We start from the raw sequence: 16,858 nt of genomic DNA, 5'->3' as shown, positions 1-16,858 counted from the left end.
TCAGGAGTGGCGCTCGGTGAAGTCGAGGATGCGCCGCCAGGAGTCCTGGCAGACCTCGGTCCACTCCGCGTACGAGCGGTCGAAGTACGAGTGCGGCGCGCCCGGATAGACGTGCTTGTCGTACGGGGTGCCGGCCCGGTCGAGCGCGGCCTCGTACGCGGCGGACTGCTCGCGCGACGTGGCCCGGTCGGCGCCGCCCAGCAGCATCAGCAGCGGCGAGCCTGGCCCCGACTCGGGCGGCTCCACGAAGCGCAGGGTGGGGTAGAAGCCGATGCCGCCCGCCAGCCCGTTGCCCTCGGCGGCCTGCCGCAACGACTGCGCGCCGCCCAGGCAGAACCCCACGGTGAACACCGGCCCGTCCAGCGCCTGCGTGGCCGCCAGCGCGTCGGCCCTGACGTGGTCGCTGGTGAGCTGGTCGACATGGGGACGGAACGTGAAGTCGTCGCCGCGGTCGCCGAGGCCCGCCGTGCGGCCGAAGTAGTCGATCGCGATCGTACGGAACCCCGCCTCGGCGAACCGGACCGCGAGGTCCCGGTAGTAGGGGTGCAGCCCGCGGATGTCCGGCAGGATCACCATGCCGCGGCCGTTCGGCTCGGTGGGTTCGGCCCGGTAGGCGAGGAAGCGGTTGCCGTCGGCGGCCGTCAGCTCGATCTGCTCGTGCGCGGCCACCTCCCCCCGCACGGGTGGGGCGGGCGGCCTGCTGTCGGTGGAGTGGCACATGATGATCAGCATGCCGGACGGCGGCGGCTTCGTCCCGCACCCGGGGCGGCCGTTCGCCGAACGGCGGGGGCACGGCGGTCAATCTCCGCCGCATGGCGGTTGTGCGACGATGACCGGGAATTCCACGATGTCAGCACAGACAGCACCGCTCCGCGGAAGGAACAGCCCATGGCGCATCACCCCAACCTGGACGCCGAGCTGCGTGCCGGGGTCGAGCAGGCCGCGCAGATGCCGTCGATCGACTTCGCCTCGCTGACGTACGAAGCGCTGGCCGAGCTTCGGGCCGAGCTCAACGCCATGCTGGCCGCGGCGCCGAGGCCGGAGACCGAGGTCTCCATCGAGGACAGGATGGTGCCGGGGCCCGCGGGAGAGCCGGACGTACGGGTGCGCGTCTACCGGCCGGCCGAGGCGGGCGAGAACCGGCCCGCGCTCTACTGGATTCACGGCGGCGGCATGATCATCGGCAGGCCCGAGATGGACGACGAGATGATCGTCCGCTACGTCGAGCGGCTCGGCCTGGTCGCCGTCTCCGTCGACTACCGGCTCGCCCCCGAGCACCCCCACCCCGCGCCCGTCGAGGACTGCTACGCGGGCCTCGCCTGGACCGCCAAGAACGCCGCCGAGCTGGGCATCGACCCGGCCCGCCTGGCCGTGGGCGGGGCCAGCGCGGGCGGCGGGCTGGCCGCCGCCACCGTGCTGCTCGCCAGGGACCGCGGCCCCGACGTCGCCTTCCAGCTGCTGATCTGCCCCATGCTCGACGACCGCAACGTCACGCCCTCCAGCCACGCCTTCGCCGACGCCGTGGTGTGGCCCAGATCGGCCAACCTGTACGGCTGGAAGGCGCTGCTCGGCGACCTGGCGGGCGCCGACGACGTGCCCCCTCACGCCGCCCCCGCCCGCGCCACCGACCTGTCCGGGCTGCCGCCGGCGTTCGTGGACGTGGGGGAGCTCGAGGTGTTCAGGGACGAGTGCGTCGACTACGCGCAGCGGCTGGCCCAGGCCGGGGTCTCGACCGAGTTCCACCTGTTCCCCGGGGCCTTCCACGGGTTCGACATGATGGTGCCGGACGCCGAGCTGAGCCGGCGGGCGCGGGCGGCCAGGGAGGCGGCGCTCAAGCGCGCCTTCGGTATCTGACCGCGGCTTCATGAGGGGCGCCTGCCTGGTCTTCGGGCGGGTGCCCCTTTCTGTGGAAATGATGGGGGCTGGGCGTACATAGAGGTAGGTGTCCGTGTAAATCGTCTGCTGAGGAGATCTGCCATGGGGACCGCCTGTGGATGACGAGCGGCCGGCCCGGTTCGAGGCCGCCTATGACCTGGCGTACGGCAAGATCACCGCCTACGCCGTACGCCGCTGCGACTCGCCCCAGGACGCCGCCGACGTCGTGGCGGAGACGTTCACCGTCGCCTGGCGGCGGGTGTCGGAGCTGCCGGACGGCCCCGAGGTCGTGCCCTGGCTGTACGGCGTGGCGCGCAAGGTGCTGGCCAACCACTTCCGCGGCGACAACCGCCGCAGGGCCCGCACCGCCGAGCTGGACGCCGAGCTCGCCGACCTGTACGGGCACTCCCCGGACACCGAGGTCGAGCTGGACGCGATCGGGCGGGCCTTCAGGAGCCTGCCCGACGACGACAGGGAGCTGCTGGCCCTGGTCGCCTGGGAGGGGCTGGAGCGCGAGGAGATCGCGCGGGCGCTGGGGCTGTCCCGCAACGCGGTACGGATCCGGCTGTCCCGGGCCCGCAAACGGCTGTCCCGGGCACTCGCCGACGCCGGGGTGCACGTCAGCACGCGGGCTCGGCCCGCATGGGTGGAACGGTCGCAGGGAGGAGCGCTGTGAAGGACATCGACGAGATCGAGGCGATCAAGCCGCTGGCCAGGGTCGCGCCCGGTGGCCTCGGTGGTGAGCCGTCCGGGGCGGGGGCGCGGGCGCTGCTGGCCGAGATCACCGCGCGGGAGCCGGAACCGGTGCGGCGGCCCCCGCGCTCGTTCAAGCGCCCGTTGCTCGGCCTGGCGGTGGCCGTCGCGCTCGCCGCGGGCGTCGTCGTGGTGCCGAGCGTGCTGCGCGGTGGCGCGCCCAGCTCGTACGCCGTGGACATGCAGGACGGGATGGTGACGATCCAGATCCGCGACTTCGGCGACGCTGAGGGGCTGGAGCGGCGGCTGCGGGAGCTGAACGTCCCCGCGACCGTCGACTTCGTCCCTCAGGGCATGATGTGCCGGGAACCGCGTGGGAAGCACGTGGAGAACATCCCCCGTGGCATCTACAGCCTGCCGGAGAACATCCCCGGTGAGCGGGAGGGGTGGCAGATGCGGATCAACACGAAGCTGTTCCGGCCCGGCCAGACCTTCGTGTGGAGCATCAGCGGCAAGGGCGGCATGACCACCACGTACCTGATGGAGGGCCCGATCGCGCCCTGCGAGCCCGTCCCCGCGCCCCGGCCACGCATCGTCAAGCCGGAGTTCCGGGAAGCGACCGGCGCGCACGGCTCACTCAAGGACTTCCGCGTGGACGAGAAGACCGTCGGCGAGGTCCTTCCCGAGCTGCGCAGGCGCGGCAGGAAGGTCGTCTTCGCGGTCATCTCCGTGCCTCCGGGAAACCCCGGAGGGTACGGCATCGACCGCACCCAGGAGGAGCCCGTCGGGGACGACTGGGTGGTCTGGGAGGCCGAGGAGAACGCCAAGGGGGTGATCCGGCTGCTGGTGACCGAGCACCGGCTCGACAAGAACCCCGTCTACGGCGGCCCCAAGGACGAGTGCTGCTCGTAGCGGGCCGGACCTGTGGTGGCGAGCAGGTGTAGCAGGGCGAGGGCCAGGTGGGCGCGCAGGCGGCCGGGCGGGCCGGCGGGCGAGAAGCCCAGCACGCTGGCCGCCCGCGCCACCCTGGCGGCCGGCGAGCTGTGATGAAGGTGCAGGGGCCGAAGCCTGACCTGGCCAGGGCACCAAGCGTGCGCTAGGTTGGTTGTCGTGGATCTCGACTTCTCCCCGGCTGAGCGGGACTTCCGCGCCGGGGTTCGCGAGTGGCTGAGCGCGCACGTCCCCGATCGCCTCCCGTCCATGGACACCCCCGAGGGCTTCGCCGCCCACCGGGCCTGGGAGGCCGAGTTGGCCGCCGCCCGGCTGTCCGTCGTCTCCTGGCCCGAGGAGTACGGCGGCAGAGGCGCCTCCCTCGTCGAATGGCTGATCTTCGAGGAGGAGTACTGGGCCGCCGGCGCCCCCGCCCGCGTCACCCAGAACGGCATCTTCCTCCTCGGCCCTTCGCTCATGCGGTTCGGCACCGAGGAACAGCGGCGGCGCTGGCTGCCCGGCATGGCCTCCGGCGAGCAGGTGTGGGCCCAGGCGTGGTCGGAGCCCGAGGCGGGCAGCGACCTGGCCGCCCTCACCTCCAGGGCCGAACCCGTGCCCGGCGGCTGGCGCCTGTACGGACACAAGACGTGGAGCTCGCGCGCCGCGTACGCCACCCACGGGTTCGGCCTCTTCCGCACCTCGGGCGAACGCCACCGCGGCCTGACCTACTTCCTGTTCCCCCTGTCCGACGTCGCCGTCCGGCCCATCGCCCAGCTCGACGGCCTGCCGGGCTTCGCCGGGCTGCACTTCGACGGCGTGCACGTGCCCGGCTCCCTCGTGCTCGGCCGGCCAGGCGACGGCTGGCGCATCGCCATGGCCACCACCTCGTCAGAACGCGGCCTCACCCTGCGCAGCCCGGGCCGCTTCCTCGCCACCGCCGACCGGCTCGTCGCCCTGGCCGCCGGCGCGGACCCGGCGCTCGCCGACCGGGCCGCGCGGTGCTGGGTGGAGGCGGAGGCGTACCGGCTGCACACGTACGCGACCGCGCGCGGGATCGCGGCGGGGAAGGAGGCCGGGGCCGAGGCCAGCCTGGGCAAGCTCTTCTGGTCCGAGCTCGACCTGCGCATGCACGCCCTCGCGCTCGACCTGCTCGGCGACCGGGCGGGGGCGGAGGGCTGGCTCGACGGGTTCCTGTTCGCGCAGGCGGGGCCGATCTACGCGGGCACGAACGAGATCCAGCGCACGATCGTCGCAGAACGTCTCCTCGGACTTCCCCGATGACGATGGATGCCGCTTTCAGCGCCGATCAGCTCGCTCTGGCCGCGAACGTACGGGACGTGCTGCGGGCGCACTGCCCGCCCGCCGCGCTGCGCGGCGAGCGGCGGCCCGGGTGGAAGCAGCTCGCCGGGCTGGGGTTCTTCCAGTTGTTGTCGCCCGAGGAGGCCGGCGGGCTGGGGCTGCGGCTGATCGACGTGGTGCCCGCGCTTGAGGAGACCGGGCGGGCCTGCCTGCCCGGGCCGGTCGTGGAGACCGCCGTGGTGGGGGCTCACCTGCTGGGCGGCGCTGAGCCGGTGACCGTGGCCGTGCTGCCGCCTGGGCAGGCTTATGCGGCCGATGCCGATCTCGCCGACCTGATCGTGGTCGTGCGGGATGGCGCGGCTCGGTCGTACCCCGCCGCGTCCGTGTGCCTCAGCCCTCGTCCAGGCCCCGACCCGGGCCGGCCGCTGTTCGAGGTGACCGCCGAGACGCCGGGCGAGCCGCTCGGCGGAGACGTGGGGGCGGCGCTGCGGGCCGGTGTCGTGGCGACCGCCGCGCAGCTCGTCGGGGTCGCCAGGCACCTGCTGTCCACCACCGTCGCATACGCCGGGGCCCGCACCCAGTTCGGCGCCCCGATCGGGTCGTTCCAGGCCGTCAAGCACCAGCTCGCCGACGTGGCGGTGGCGGTCGAGTTCGCCGCGCCGCTGGTGTGGCGGGCGGCGGTGACGGCGGACAAGGCACTCCCGAGCGCGGACCGGGACGCGAGCGCCGCCAAGGCCGCCGCGGGCGAGGCCGCCACGCTCGCGGCCAGGACGGCGCTGCAGGTGCACGGCGCGATCGGCTACACCGACGAGCTGGACCTGCGGTTCTGGCTGGCCCGCGCGTGGTCCCTGTCCAGTGCGTACGGCACCACCGCCCACCACCGCGAACGCCTGCGCACCGCGATCGTCGACGGCTCCCCTCGGAGGTATCCGTGAAGTTCGGCGTCCCGCTCGGGCTGCTGCATCCCGCCGCGTGGAAGGACGTGGCGGTTGCGGCGGACGAGCTGGGGTTCGAGTCGGTGTGGCTGCCCGAGCACCTCGTCTTCACCACCGACCTGTCCACCGCTCACTACCCGGGCGCCACCTCGCCGGGGATCAGGCCGGGCACGCCGCTGTTCGACGCGCCCGCGTACCTGTGCTGGCTGGCCGCCCTCACCGCACGCGTCAAGCTCGGCACCGCCGTGCAGCTGCTCGCTCTGCGCCACCCCTTCGTCTCGGCCCGCGCCTTCGCCACCCTGGACGTGGTCTCCGCCGGGCGGGCCGTCTGCGGGGTCGGGGCGGGCTGGTATCGGGGGGAGTGGGACGCGGCGGGGGTGCCGTTCGAGAGCAGGGGGGCGCGGCTGGACGAGGCGATCGAGGTCGTACGGAGGCTGTGGAGCGAGCCCGTGGTCGCCCATAGCGGGAGGTTCTACTCCTTTCCCGAGGTCGCCTTCGAGCCCAAGCCCGTGCAGCCGCGCCTGCCCGTGCTCGCCGGTGGGGAGTCGGACGCTGCTTTGCGGCGGGCGGCGCTGCAGTGCGACGGGTGGATCAGCATGCCGCACACGCTCGCCTCCATCCGGCCCCGCCTCGCCGCCCTCGCGCGGCTGCGCGAAGGGGTGCCGGTGACGGCTCATGCGTACGAGCTGGGGTCTCCTGACGAGGTCTCCGAGTGGGCGGCGCTCGGGGTCGAGCGGCTGATCGTACGGCCCTGGACCCGCGGCCGCGACGCGGTGGCCCGCCTGACGAGGTTCGCCACCGACTACGGACTCACGCGCCCGTCGGCCCCGGCCTGACCGCCTCCATGGGGTGGTCAGGCGCGGTGACGGCCGGTGGTGCCGGCGGTCAGCTCGTCCTCCGGGCGGGTGCGGCGGTGGCGGCGGCCCCTGGGCGGGGCGTCGGTGTAGGGGAACGCCGGGTGCTCGTCCGATGAGCGGCGACGGCGGCGGCCACGGTAGGTGGTCGCGGGCTCCGAGACGGTGAGCAGGCCGCCGGACCGCGCGGGCGGGGCGAAGGCGTCGAACGTGCTCGTCGCGCCGGGGATGACGATGCGCTCGAACGGACTCGTGTCCACCACCCGGTCCAGGGGGCCGGTGTCGAGCACGACCTCCAGCGGGCCCGTGTCGTCCGTGAACCGGTAACGGGACCTGTCGAAGTCCGGCTCGTAGGGCGCGGCCAGGTTGTGGGGGCCTTGGGCGGTGGCCGGGCCGTGCGGGGTGGCGTCGGTGGTCAGGTCGAAGGGGCGGATCTCCAAGGGGAGCCTGCGGTGCCTGGCGTGGCGGGAGCCGTGCCTCAGCGTGTCGCGTGCCGCCTCTCTCGCGGCGGCTTCCCTGGCGGCGGCGTGCTGGGCGGCCTCGCGTGCGGCGGCGTCCTTGGCCGCGGCGTGGCGGGCGGCGTTCCTGGAGGCCGCGTGGCGGGCCCTGCCTCTGGAGGCGGCGTGCCGGGCCGCGTCCCTGCCGCCCGGACGGCGGGAGCCGTCCCCGGAGTCCCCTGCGTCCGTTCGGCGGGAGCCGTCCCCGGCGCCCGGACGGCCGTGCAGGTCGGCGTCCGCGGAGTGGCCGTCCGAGCCGAACCCGGCCCGCACCCCGGAGGAGGCGCGAAAGGCGTCGGGCCACGGGGTGCCGTCGAAGGAGACGGACCGGGGGCCGAAGGCAGCGCGGGTGGGGTCCGAGCCGGACCCTGCGGTGACCGGCCAGGCCGTGGGGTCGGTGGATTCCGGGAGGGGCCAGGCCATCGTGGTCGAGGCCGCGCTTGCGGCCGCCGGGGTCGCGGTGGTGGCCGCTGCGGGGGTGAGGGTGCGGAGGGCGGCGGCGGTGGCGAGGCGCTCCGGGGTCTCCGGCAGGTCGACGGCGGTGCGGAGGTCGGCCGTCGCCAGGACGGGGGCCGTCCTGCCGCGGCGGCGGCGGCCCTTCGCGCGGGACGGGCGGGGCGGCCTGGCCGGTGCGGCGGCCGCGGCGGCGGCCGAGCGCTGTCGGCGGGTCTTGGCCACGGCGAGCAGTGTCAGGGCGGCGATCAGCGTCGAGCCGACCAGCGTCGGGGTGTTGACGACGGGCAGCGGCCCCGTGGCGGAGGCGTCGGTGTGGGAGGGGAGGGGTTCGCTGGTCGCCGCCTCGGTGTCGGCCGTGGTGGGCTTGGCGTGCTTGCCCTTCTTCGCGGGGGCTCCGTTGGCGGCGCCGGTGGAGGCGCCGACCTGCGGTTCGGCCGGGGCCGACGCGGTGGGGGCGGGGCGGGCGGCGGAGTCGTCGGTCCCCGTGCGGGACTTGGCCGTCTCCTTCGAGGAGGACTTCGACGTCTTCGCCGGGGCGTCCGCGTGCGCGTCCGAGGACGAGGACGAGGACGAGGAGCGCGGAGCGCCGTGGGGGTCGGACTGGGCCTGCTCCGGGGTCTGGCCCTCGGTCTGGCCGGTCGCTCCCTCGTCGGTCTGGCCCGGCGTCAGGGACTGGATGCGGTCACCGGACAGCGGCACCTGGGCGGACCGGCCGTCGTCGCCCCGGGGGATCTGAGAGGTGAGCGACTGCTCGGGAAGCTGGATCGTGCCAACCTCGCTTCCCGGTTTCCCCGCCTCCTTGAGCGCCTCCTGGGCCTCTTTCTCGGCCTTCTTCCTGGCCTTCTTGTCGAGCCGCTCCTTGACCCGCTGCGGGTAGCCGTAACCGACGACCTTGCTCGTGTCGCGTTCCTTGCGCTTGGCGACGCCGCCGTCGATGTTGCCCTCGATGGTGTGGATCCGGCCGCCCTCGACCCTGGTCACGACCCCGACGTGGTCGATCCTGTCGATGTCGTTCGAGCCGCTCCAGTCGTAGAAGACGAGCGCCCCGACCTCGGGCTTCTTCCCCCACGCGCCGTGCTTCTTGAACCACTTGGCGTGCTCGACGGTCCAGGCGAACTGGCCGATCCACTCGTCGTAGCCGAGCTTGTGCGCGGCCCATGAGAGGTACATGTCGCACCACGGTGCGGAACTGTAGTCGGCGTCGAACTCGATGTTCTTGCCGTACCAGGCGCCGAACTTGGTGTACGAGCCCGACTTCTCGGAGTAGCCGATCTGGCTCTCGAGCAGTTCTATGTACTTCTGGATCTCTGGCGTCATGGAAGTGTGGGGGAACCTTCCGGGCAAGACCGGGTTCGACCCACCAGCCATGGGTAAAGGGGGTAACCCGGGACTGGTGTGACAAAACCGGAGGCTTGTCGTCTTCCGTGATGAGTGAGGTTATCGTGTCGTGACCTTAGCTCAAGCACGCACCCTGGGGGCAAGGGCCCTCGCGGGGTAGAACCAGCAGGTCAGTAACGTTGCCAGAAATGTCCGACCCTAGGTGGTTTAACAGTTAAAGATCTACCTTGTGGTGAGATCTTAGTATCCTGCGCCGGTCAGCAGCCCGCCGTCCACGGTGAACTCGCTCCCCGTGCAGTAGCTGGCCCGGTCCGAGGCCAGGAACGCCACCACGTGCGAGACCTCCACCGGCTTGGCGAACCGCTTGATGACCATGGACTTGACGAACGCCTCCGCGTCCACCTCGCCGGCCAGCTCGGGGTCCATGACCATGGAGGTGTTGATCGCTCCAGGGTGCACCGAGTTCACCCTGATCCTGAACTTCGCCAGCTCCCGCGCCGCCGACTTCGTCACGCCGCGCACGCCGAACTTCGAGGCCGAGTACGCCGACAGCCCCTCAGCGCCGACGTACCCCTCGATGGAGGAGATGTTCACGATCGAGCCGCGCCCGGCGGCCTTCATGGGCTCGATGACCGACTTGACGCCGAGCCAGGTGCCCCTGAGGTTCACGCCGATCACCTGATCGAAGTCTCCGAGCGACATGTCAGTGATACGCCGAAATTTCAGGATCCCGGCGTTGTTCACCAGCACGTCCAGCCGCCCGTACGCCTCCAAGACCGCCCCCACGGCAGCCTCCCACTCCTCCGGACGGGTCACGTCGTGCCGCACGTACACCGCGCCCGTCTCCGCCGCCAGCGCCTTGCCCTCCTCCTCCAGCACGTCCCCGAACACCACCCGCGCGCCCTCGGCAAGGAACAGCCGTACGTGGGCCTCGCCCATGCCCCGCGCACCGCCGGTGATCAGCGCGACCTTGCCGTCAAGCAGCCCCATGGCGTCCTCCTGCCGCGACGGCCACGGCGGCCGCCTCCATCGTGCGGTAGACGGGGATCCCGGCCGCCGCCGCGATCCGCCCGACCTCGCCCGTGACGCCCGGAGGCGCGCACTCGGCGTTCCTGGTGACGAGGGTGATCCTGGTGTGCGGGTGCGCGGCCTGGGCGCCCGCCAGGGCGTGCGCGTAGGCGTACAGGGGCTCGGCGGCGTCCCCGTACGTGAAGAAGGCCGTGACGTTCACGTGCGCCACCACGTCCCGGTACGGCCCCGCGAGCGCGTCGATCACCTCGGCCACGAGGCCGGCCCGGCCCATCGGGCCCACGGGCACTTCGAGCGGGTTGCCCGTCGTCACCACCCCGAGCCCGCGCAGCGCGGCCACGCGGTCGGCGGGCAGCGGTTCGAGGCGGACGCCGGCCCGGTCGAACGCGTCCGCGGCGAGCACGCTCGCGCCGCCGCTCGGCCCGACCACGAGCGTCCTTTCGCCCTCGGCCGCGCGCCCGCCGTGCGCCTGGAAGAACGCCAGCACCCCGATCAGGTCATCCTGGGACGTCACCAGCGTCACGCCCGCCTGCTCGGCCGCCGCCGCCCAGATCCGCTCGTCGCTCACCAGGCCGCCGGTGTGGGAGGCGGCGGCCTGCCTGCCCTGCCCGGTACGTCCGCCGACCAGCAGCACCACGGGCAGGTCCGCCTCGCGCAGCGCCTCGTACAGCTCGCGGCCGTTCCTCGGGTCCTCCAGGTACAGCCCCGCCGCCCGCGTCTCGGGGTCATTCGCGAGCCAGCGCAGCAGCTCTGCCGGGGTGACGTCGGCGGCGTTCCCGGCCGTGACGACCCTGCTGAACGCCAGCCCGCGCCGCTCCCCGACCTTGATCACCTCGCCGGCCAGGCCGCCGCTCTGCGAGATGAGCGCGACAGAGCCCGCCGGGCCCGTGCCGCCGCCGACGAACGTCTGACCGCCTCGGGGACAGTACACGCCCATGCAGTTCGGCCCGAGCAGCCGGGTGCCGGCCGCGCGCGCCGCCGCCACCAGCTCCGCCTCCAGCTCAGGCCGCCCCGCCTCGCCGAACCCGCCGCTCATCACCTGCACGAACGGGACTCCCGCCGCCTGCCGCACGACCTCGGCACAACGCTCGGCGGGCACCGCCACCAGCGCGTAGTCCACGTCGGCGCGATCGAGGGACGGCACGGCCGGCACCCCCGCGACCTCCTCCGCCGCCGGATGCACCGCCACCAGCGGGACGCCCGTCTCCCGGTAGAACCCGAGGAACATGTTCCCGAAGTTCGGCCTGCTCGTGGACGCCCCGACCACGGCCACGGCCCTGGGTTCGAAGAGCGGCAGGAAGTCGGTCGCGGGGGCTGCCGGGGGCGCCGGGACCGGGGGTGAGGGGAGGTAGCGGGCGTCGACGGCCACCACGCCTGACGGGCCTGCTATGACCGGGTTCAGTTCGAACTCGCCCAGATCCAGCCGCTCCCACAGCCCGCCGGGCCCGCCCACCGCCATGAGGAGCTTGACGACGGCGTCCTCGTCCACGGGCGGGGCGCCGCGCCAGCCACGGAGCACGGCGGCGCCGCGCAGGGAGGCGGGCATGCGGCGGGCGTCCTCCTCAGAGATCGGGCAGAGCCGGACGGCGGTGTCGCGCAGCGCCTCCGTCCACACCCCGCCGAGCCCGGCGAGCAGCACGGGACCGAACGCGGGGTCGCGCACCAGCCCGACGATCAGCTCGACCCCGGCGGGGACCTGCTCCTCGACCAGGAAACCGGCGGGCCGCAGCCGTTCGCGCAGCCGGTGGGCCGCCGGGGCCAGATCGGCGTGGCGCAGGCCCAGCACCACCGCCCCCGACTCGGTCTTGTGCGTCAGCCCGGGACCGAACGCCTTCAGCGCCAGCGGCCCGGCCAGCTCCCCGGCCGCCGAGAAGTCGTCGCCCGCCACCACGACCCCGCGCGGCACCGGCACCCCGGCCTCGCGGATCAGCGCCTTGACCTCGTGCTCGTCCACGCTCTACCCGCGCAGCCCGGGCAGCTCGCGGATCTTCCTGCGCAGCAGCTTGCCGGGCCCGCCGGAGGCGTCCTGGGTGTGGGGCAGCTCGCCGGTCACCACGATGCGGTCAGGGCGCTGATGGGCGGGCAGCGCGTCGGCCAGGGCCAGCGCCAGCTTGGACGGGTCCAGCGTGTGCCCGGCGCGCGGCACCACGGCCAGCAGCACCTCCTGCTCGGCGGCCCCCTCAGGGGTCCCCACCGCGCCCGCCTCGGCCACGCCGTCCAGCGCGCAGGCGGCGTCCTCGATGACGGCAGGCTGGGTCCAGACGCCGCCCTTGAGTATGGAGTCCTCGCGCCGCCCCAGCACCCGCAGCACGCCGCCGGGGGAGAGCGTGCCGAGGTCGCCGCCGACGTACCACTCGCCGCGCAGCACCTCCGCCGTGCGGTCGGGCGGCCCGTCGTAGCCGGCCATCCGGTGCGGCCCGGCCAGGTTGATCTCGCCGACCTCGTCGATCACCCGGTGGCCCTGGGGGCCGGTCACGCGCACGGCGTTCCCCGTACGGGCCCGGCCGGACGAACCGAGCGGCGTGGAGCCGTCGTCCACCCGCCCCATGCACGTGTACGGCGCCTCGGTCTGCCCGTAATAGGAGTAGATGCCCGCCTGCGGCAGCCTGGCCTTGATGCGGTCGAGCATGGACGCGGTCAGCGGCTCACCGCCCAGCATGATCACCCGGATCGACGACAGGTCCACGCCCTCGTGCGCGGGCGAGGCCAGCAGGGCCGCGTAGAACGACGGGATCTGCGACACGTGCGTGACGCGCTCGCGCGGGACCACGCGCAGGAAGTTCTCCGGCCCCCAGTCCTGCTCCAGCACCAGGCGCATGCCCGCGTACAGGGCCGGGCCGACGATGGCGGGGAAGCCGATGCCCCAGATGATCGCCCCGGTGCCGAACACCGCGTCGGGGCCGCGCGGCACGTCCAGCCAGATCTGGGCGGTGGCCAGCGACGAGGCGTGGGTGTGCACGACGGCCTTGGGCAGGCCGGTGGTGCCCGAGGTGTAGTAGAGCGCGAGCGGGTCGTCGTAGGACCCGCCGAGCGGCGGCTCGGCGTCGGACGCCTCCGGCAGCTCCCGTACGTCGATCCAGGTCGTCACCTGCGGCAGCTCCGGCCTGACGGCCTCGACCGCGGGGGCCACGGTGGCGTCGTGCACGAAGGCCGTGCACCCCGAGGCGGCCACCACGTCGCGCAGCGTCTCGACCGGCCAGTACGGGTTCAGCGCCGCCGTCACCGCCCCGATCTTCGCCTGCGCCAGATAGACCTCGGCCACCTGCAACGTCTCGTTGAGCAGCGCCGCCACCCGGGTGCCCGGCGTGACCCCGGCGGCGATGAGGGCGTTGGCGCGGCGGTTGACGTTCCTGTTGAGCTGGTCGTAGGTGAAGCCGCGCTCCCCGCAGTACGTCAGCGCCACCTGGTCAGGCGTGCGCATCGCGCTCGCGGTCAGGATCGCGTGCCCGTAGTTGCCGTACGGCGATCGTGCCGGTCGTGCCATGGGGGTGCCTCCATCTCAGAGGGGCGAATAGAGCACGAAGACGTTGCCCGAGGGGTCGCGCAGCACGGCCCGCCTCTCGTGCGGTCCTGCCTCGGGCTCCCGCACCACCTCGGCGCCGCGCGCGACCAGCTCACCCACCTCGCGATCGACGTCCGCCACCTTGTACGACACCGCGACCGACCCGGCGACGTGCTCCTCCGGCCCCGCCAGCGCCACGGTCACCCCGCCGCCGTCGAGCGCGGCGAACCTGTCGCCGTCGCGGAACTTCACCGGCAGGCCGTAGAACGCGATCGCCGCGTCCAGGTCGGCGACGGGGATCAGCACGTTGCCCAGCTTCACGCGGGCCTCCAGTGGGGCAGGTCGTCGTGGAAGGTCACGCGTACGGGCAGGCCGATGCGCACCTGCCCGAGCTCGCAGCCGATCACGTGCCCGAACGCGCGCACGCCCTCCGGCAGGTCGACCCAGGCCATCACGTACGGCTCGCGGCCCTGGTAGGCGGGGGAGAAGGAGCGGTGCACGACCGTGTAGGTGTGCACGACGCCGTCGCCCGAGACGGGGTCGAACACCAGTTGCCGGCCGCCGCACCAGGGACAGGCCGGCTCGGGGAGGTGGATGCGGCGGTCGCAGGCCGCACAGCGCTGGATGACCAGCTCGCCGCGCGCGCAGGCGGCCCGGTAGGCAGAGGTGTCACCGCTCATCGTGCCTGCCAAGCTAGCGCACGCTTGGTTGCCCGGGCAAGGCCCGCTCAGCCGGCCGGCTCATCCCCCGGCCGGCGACTCGAGATCGGGCTCCGGCCAGTTGCGGAAGAGGGTCGGCGTGGAGAGGCCGGCTTCTGGGCCGGAGGAGGGCGGGGTGGCGGACGGGCGGGCTGAGAAGCGGGCCTCGGGGCCGGTGGACGGCGGGGTGGCGGATGAGCGGGCCTCGGGGCCGGAGGACGGCGGGGTGGCGGATGAGCGGGCCTCGGGGCCGGAGGAGGGCGGGGTGGCGGACGGGCGGGCTGGGCTGAGCGACGGGTCCGTGGTGGGCGGGGCCGGGCGGGTGGCTGTGGGGGCAGGTGGCGCGGGGCAGTCGGGGCCGGTCAGCGCGACCTCGCTGACCTGCGGCCCGTTCCCGGCCGCCGGCTCGGTCATCACCAGGATTCCGACGTGCGCCAGCTCCCCGCACGGCACCCGCCCAGGGTCGTGGGTGACGGCGCTGATGTAGGAGGTGCGGCCGCGCAGGGTGCGGCTCTCCTGCCGGACGGTCCGCGCCGCCCCGCCGTCGCCGTTCCTCCTCGTGTACGCGATCCGCAGCCGCACCGCCCCCGTGCCGTCCGCCGAGACCCCGATCGTCCCCGCCGTGCCGTTCCACCGCAGGATCGTGGCCGCCCGCACGGAGGCGATGGGCGCGGACGTGCCGGGCTGCCCGCTGCGGGTGGGACGGGGGGAGGGAGGGGCGGCGGTCCGGGTGGCGGGCGGGGACGGGGAGGCGGCGGTCCGCCGGGGCGCGGCGCTCGACCGGGTGGGTGAGGGGCTCGTGGCGGCCGGCGCCGGCTCGTCACGGACCTCGGGCGGCGGCAGCAGGATCGTCCCTGGACCGGGTGGCACCCCGCCGCCGGACACCAGGATCGCGACCACCGCCGCGATCACCGCGCCGCCCGCCACCCAGAGCTGGGGCGGCAGCCTGGGCAGCCGGGAGCGCAGGCCGTTCGAGGGGGCCGGGGAGGTGCGCGCCAGCGGGAAGCGTAACGCCAGCAGTGTGGCCAGCTCCGCCAGGTGCCGTCGTCCGCGTTTCTCCCAGTCGGGGCCGTACCCGGAGGCGGCGTCCTCCTCCAGCTCGGCCGCGAACTGCCGGGCGGAGGCGTACCTGACGGCCGGGTCCTTGGCCATCCCGCGCCTGAGCAGGTCGCGCAGCGTGTCGGGAGCTACTTCCACCGGCACGGGCTCCACGAGGTGCTGGTCGCGCAGCGCGGGCACGTCCTGGTCGCCGTCGCCGTTCTCCGCCCGGTACGGCGGCCGTCCCCTGACCGCCTCGAACAGCACGCACGCCGCCGCGTACACGTCGGCCGGCGGCCCGTCGCGCCCCTGCGTCCACAACTCGGGCGCCATGTACGGTGGGCTGCCGGCGGGCACCCCGGGCTCCTCGGCGTGCACCACGACGCCGAAGTCGGTGAGCTTGGTCGTGCCGTCGGCCTGGACCAGGATGTTGCCCGGCGTGACGTCCCGGTGCGCCACCCCGCGCTCGTGGGCGGCGGCGAGGGCCAGCAGCGTGCTCTTGACCACGGCCAGCGCCGCCTCGGGGGTGATCCGGCCGTGCTCGGTCAGCAGCGTGCGCAGGGACACTCCGTCCACCAGCTCCATGACGAGGGCGGCCCTGGTGGCGGTCTCGACGTACTCGTACAGGCGCACCACGTCGGGGGAGTCGATCTCGACGAGGCGGTGGGTGTCCGACCGGAAGCGGTCCATGAACTCGGTGTCCCTGCGCAGGGTGGCGTTCAGGTACTTGATGGCCACGTACGCGCCGGTCTCTTGATAGGTGGCGAGGAACACGCGGCCGGTGCGGCCGGCGCCGAGCTGCCGTACTTCGCGGTACCCAGGGACCAAGTCCTACCCCCATCAGACGGCCGTCTTCGATTCGACGGTCTCACCCGGGGTTCGGGTTGTCACGACCGGAGATATTTCGCCCCGCGTTAATCGGAGATGGCGGGATGTGCCGGTGTTATGCTGAGCGGCGTACCAAGCAAGCGCTCGGCTAAACAACGGGTGGAGGTCGCCGGTGGAGCGCGTGGCGGTGCTGGTGATGGAGATGCAGCGAGGTGTCGTCGGCGATCTCACGAAATTTCCGGATCTGGTGGCGGCGTGCGAGCGGCACGACGTGATCGCCAACGCCGCCCGCCTGCTCCAGGCCGCCCGCCGGACCGGCGTGCCGGTGATCCACTGCACCGCCGCGTTCCGCCCCGACCGGGCCGGCTCCCATACCGGCAACTGCCCGTTCATCGTCTCCCTGCTCAAGGACCCGGCCCACATGCTGGAAGGCGCTCCCGCCGCCGAGGTGCTGCCCGAGCTGCTCGACCCCGGCGACCTGGAGAGCCGCCGCCATCACGGCTTCTCCCCGTTCACCGGGACCTCCCTGGACATGACGCTGCGCTCGCTGGGCGTCTCCGAGGTGGTCGCGGTCGGCGTCTCGCTCAACCTGGGCATCCCCGGGCTGGCGCTGGAGGCGGTCGACCTGGGCTACCGGGTGCGCGTGGTGACCGACGCGGTCGCGGGCGTCCCGGAGGAGTACGCGCGGGCGGTGCTCAAGCACACGATCGGCCTGCTGGCCACCCGCACGACGACCGCCGACCTGGTCGAGGCGTGGAAGTGATGGAGGGGCTGCGGCTGGACGGGCGGGTCGCGGTCGTCACCGGCGGAGCGGGGGCGATCGGCGCGGCCATCGGCGCCGACCTGGCCGCGCTCGGCGCCCGCGTGGTGCTGGCCGACGTGGACC

The 16,858-nt window shown here is 73.7% G+C and carries 15 protein-coding genes; 7 read left to right on the top strand and 8 right to left on the bottom strand.

What is annotated here, in order from left to right; translation table 11 throughout:
- Entirely contained in the window at positions 1-720 is a 720-nt protein-coding gene (locus tag ABZW11_RS33270; RefSeq protein WP_355425848.1) for a dienelactone hydrolase family protein, read from the bottom strand.
- A 168-nt stretch (positions 721-888) separates the two neighbouring features.
- Between ABZW11_RS33270 and ABZW11_RS33265 the strand changes: the two genes are divergently transcribed.
- From ABZW11_RS33265 to ABZW11_RS33240, 6 genes are all read left to right on the top strand, one after another.
- Entirely contained in the window at positions 889-1,854 is a 966-nt protein-coding gene (locus ABZW11_RS33265) for an alpha/beta hydrolase (protein WP_355425845.1), read from the top strand.
- A gap of 136 nt (positions 1,855-1,990) precedes the next feature.
- On the top strand, positions 1,991-2,551 hold the full coding sequence (locus tag ABZW11_RS33260; protein WP_355425842.1) for an RNA polymerase sigma factor: 561 nt from the start codon (positions 1,991-1,993) through the stop codon (positions 2,549-2,551).
- Complete coding sequence (locus ABZW11_RS33255; RefSeq protein ID WP_355425839.1) at positions 2,548-3,480, top strand: hypothetical protein; 933 nt, start codon at positions 2,548-2,550, stop codon at positions 3,478-3,480. The genes ABZW11_RS33260 and ABZW11_RS33255 overlap by 4 nt, the downstream gene beginning before the upstream one ends.
- 198 nt (positions 3,481-3,678) lie before the next feature.
- Positions 3,679-4,779, top strand: coding sequence for an acyl-CoA dehydrogenase family protein (locus tag ABZW11_RS33250; protein ID WP_355425836.1), 1,101 nt, complete (start codon positions 3,679-3,681; stop codon positions 4,777-4,779).
- Complete coding sequence (locus tag ABZW11_RS33245; RefSeq protein WP_355425833.1) at positions 4,776-5,732, top strand: acyl-CoA dehydrogenase; 957 nt, start codon at positions 4,776-4,778, stop codon at positions 5,730-5,732. The genes ABZW11_RS33250 and ABZW11_RS33245 overlap by 4 nt, the downstream gene beginning before the upstream one ends.
- Positions 5,729-6,568: a TIGR03619 family F420-dependent LLM class oxidoreductase gene (locus ABZW11_RS33240; RefSeq protein WP_355425830.1), complete on the top strand. Its 840-nt coding sequence runs from the start codon at positions 5,729-5,731 to the stop codon at positions 6,566-6,568. Before ABZW11_RS33245 ends, ABZW11_RS33240 begins: the two co-directional genes overlap by 4 nt.
- A gap of 17 nt (positions 6,569-6,585) precedes the next feature.
- On the opposite strand, the gene ABZW11_RS33235 is transcribed toward ABZW11_RS33240, so the two are convergent.
- The 7 genes from ABZW11_RS33235 to ABZW11_RS33205 form a co-directional block, all read right to left on the bottom strand.
- Positions 6,586-8,856, bottom strand: coding sequence for a CHAP domain-containing protein (locus ABZW11_RS33235; protein WP_355425827.1), 2,271 nt, complete (start codon positions 8,854-8,856; stop codon positions 6,586-6,588).
- Positions 8,857-9,117: 261 nt separating this feature from the next.
- On the bottom strand, positions 9,118-9,867 hold the full coding sequence (locus ABZW11_RS33230; protein WP_355425824.1) for a glucose 1-dehydrogenase: 750 nt from the start codon (positions 9,865-9,867) through the stop codon (positions 9,118-9,120).
- Positions 9,854-11,860 carry an acetate--CoA ligase family protein gene (locus ABZW11_RS33225; RefSeq protein WP_355425821.1) on the bottom strand — a complete coding sequence of 669 codons (2,007 nt, stop codon included), beginning with the start codon at positions 11,858-11,860 and terminating at the stop codon, positions 9,854-9,856. Before ABZW11_RS33225 ends, ABZW11_RS33230 begins: the two co-directional genes overlap by 14 nt.
- 3 nt (positions 11,861-11,863) lie before the next feature.
- A complete protein-coding gene (locus tag ABZW11_RS33220) occupies positions 11,864-13,390 on the bottom strand; it encodes a class I adenylate-forming enzyme family protein (protein WP_355425819.1) in 1,527 nt (508 codons plus the stop codon).
- A gap of 15 nt (positions 13,391-13,405) precedes the next feature.
- Entirely contained in the window at positions 13,406-13,729 is a 324-nt protein-coding gene (locus tag ABZW11_RS33215; RefSeq protein ID WP_355425816.1) for a VOC family protein, read from the bottom strand.
- A complete protein-coding gene (locus ABZW11_RS33210; protein WP_355425813.1) occupies positions 13,726-14,088 on the bottom strand; it encodes an OB-fold domain-containing protein in 363 nt (120 codons plus the stop codon). The genes ABZW11_RS33215 and ABZW11_RS33210 overlap by 4 nt, the downstream gene beginning before the upstream one ends.
- Before the next feature lie 60 nt (positions 14,089-14,148).
- Positions 14,149-15,972, bottom strand: a complete 1,824-nt coding sequence (locus ABZW11_RS33205) for a protein kinase (RefSeq protein WP_355425810.1) — start codon at positions 15,970-15,972, stop codon at positions 14,149-14,151.
- Between the two features lie 172 nt (positions 15,973-16,144).
- Between ABZW11_RS33205 and ABZW11_RS33200 the strand changes: the two genes are divergently transcribed.
- Entirely contained in the window at positions 16,145-16,735 is a 591-nt protein-coding gene (locus ABZW11_RS33200; RefSeq protein ID WP_355425807.1) for an isochorismatase family cysteine hydrolase, read from the top strand.
- Positions 16,736-16,858: the final 123 nt, after the last annotated feature.

It is taken from the genome of Nonomuraea sp. NPDC004580 (assembly GCF_040609855.1).
GTDB lineage: Bacteria > Actinomycetota > Actinomycetes > Streptosporangiales > Streptosporangiaceae > Nonomuraea > Nonomuraea salmonea.
Note: the sequence above shows the minus strand (reverse complement) of the source record. Positions and strands in the feature narration are given on the sequence as shown.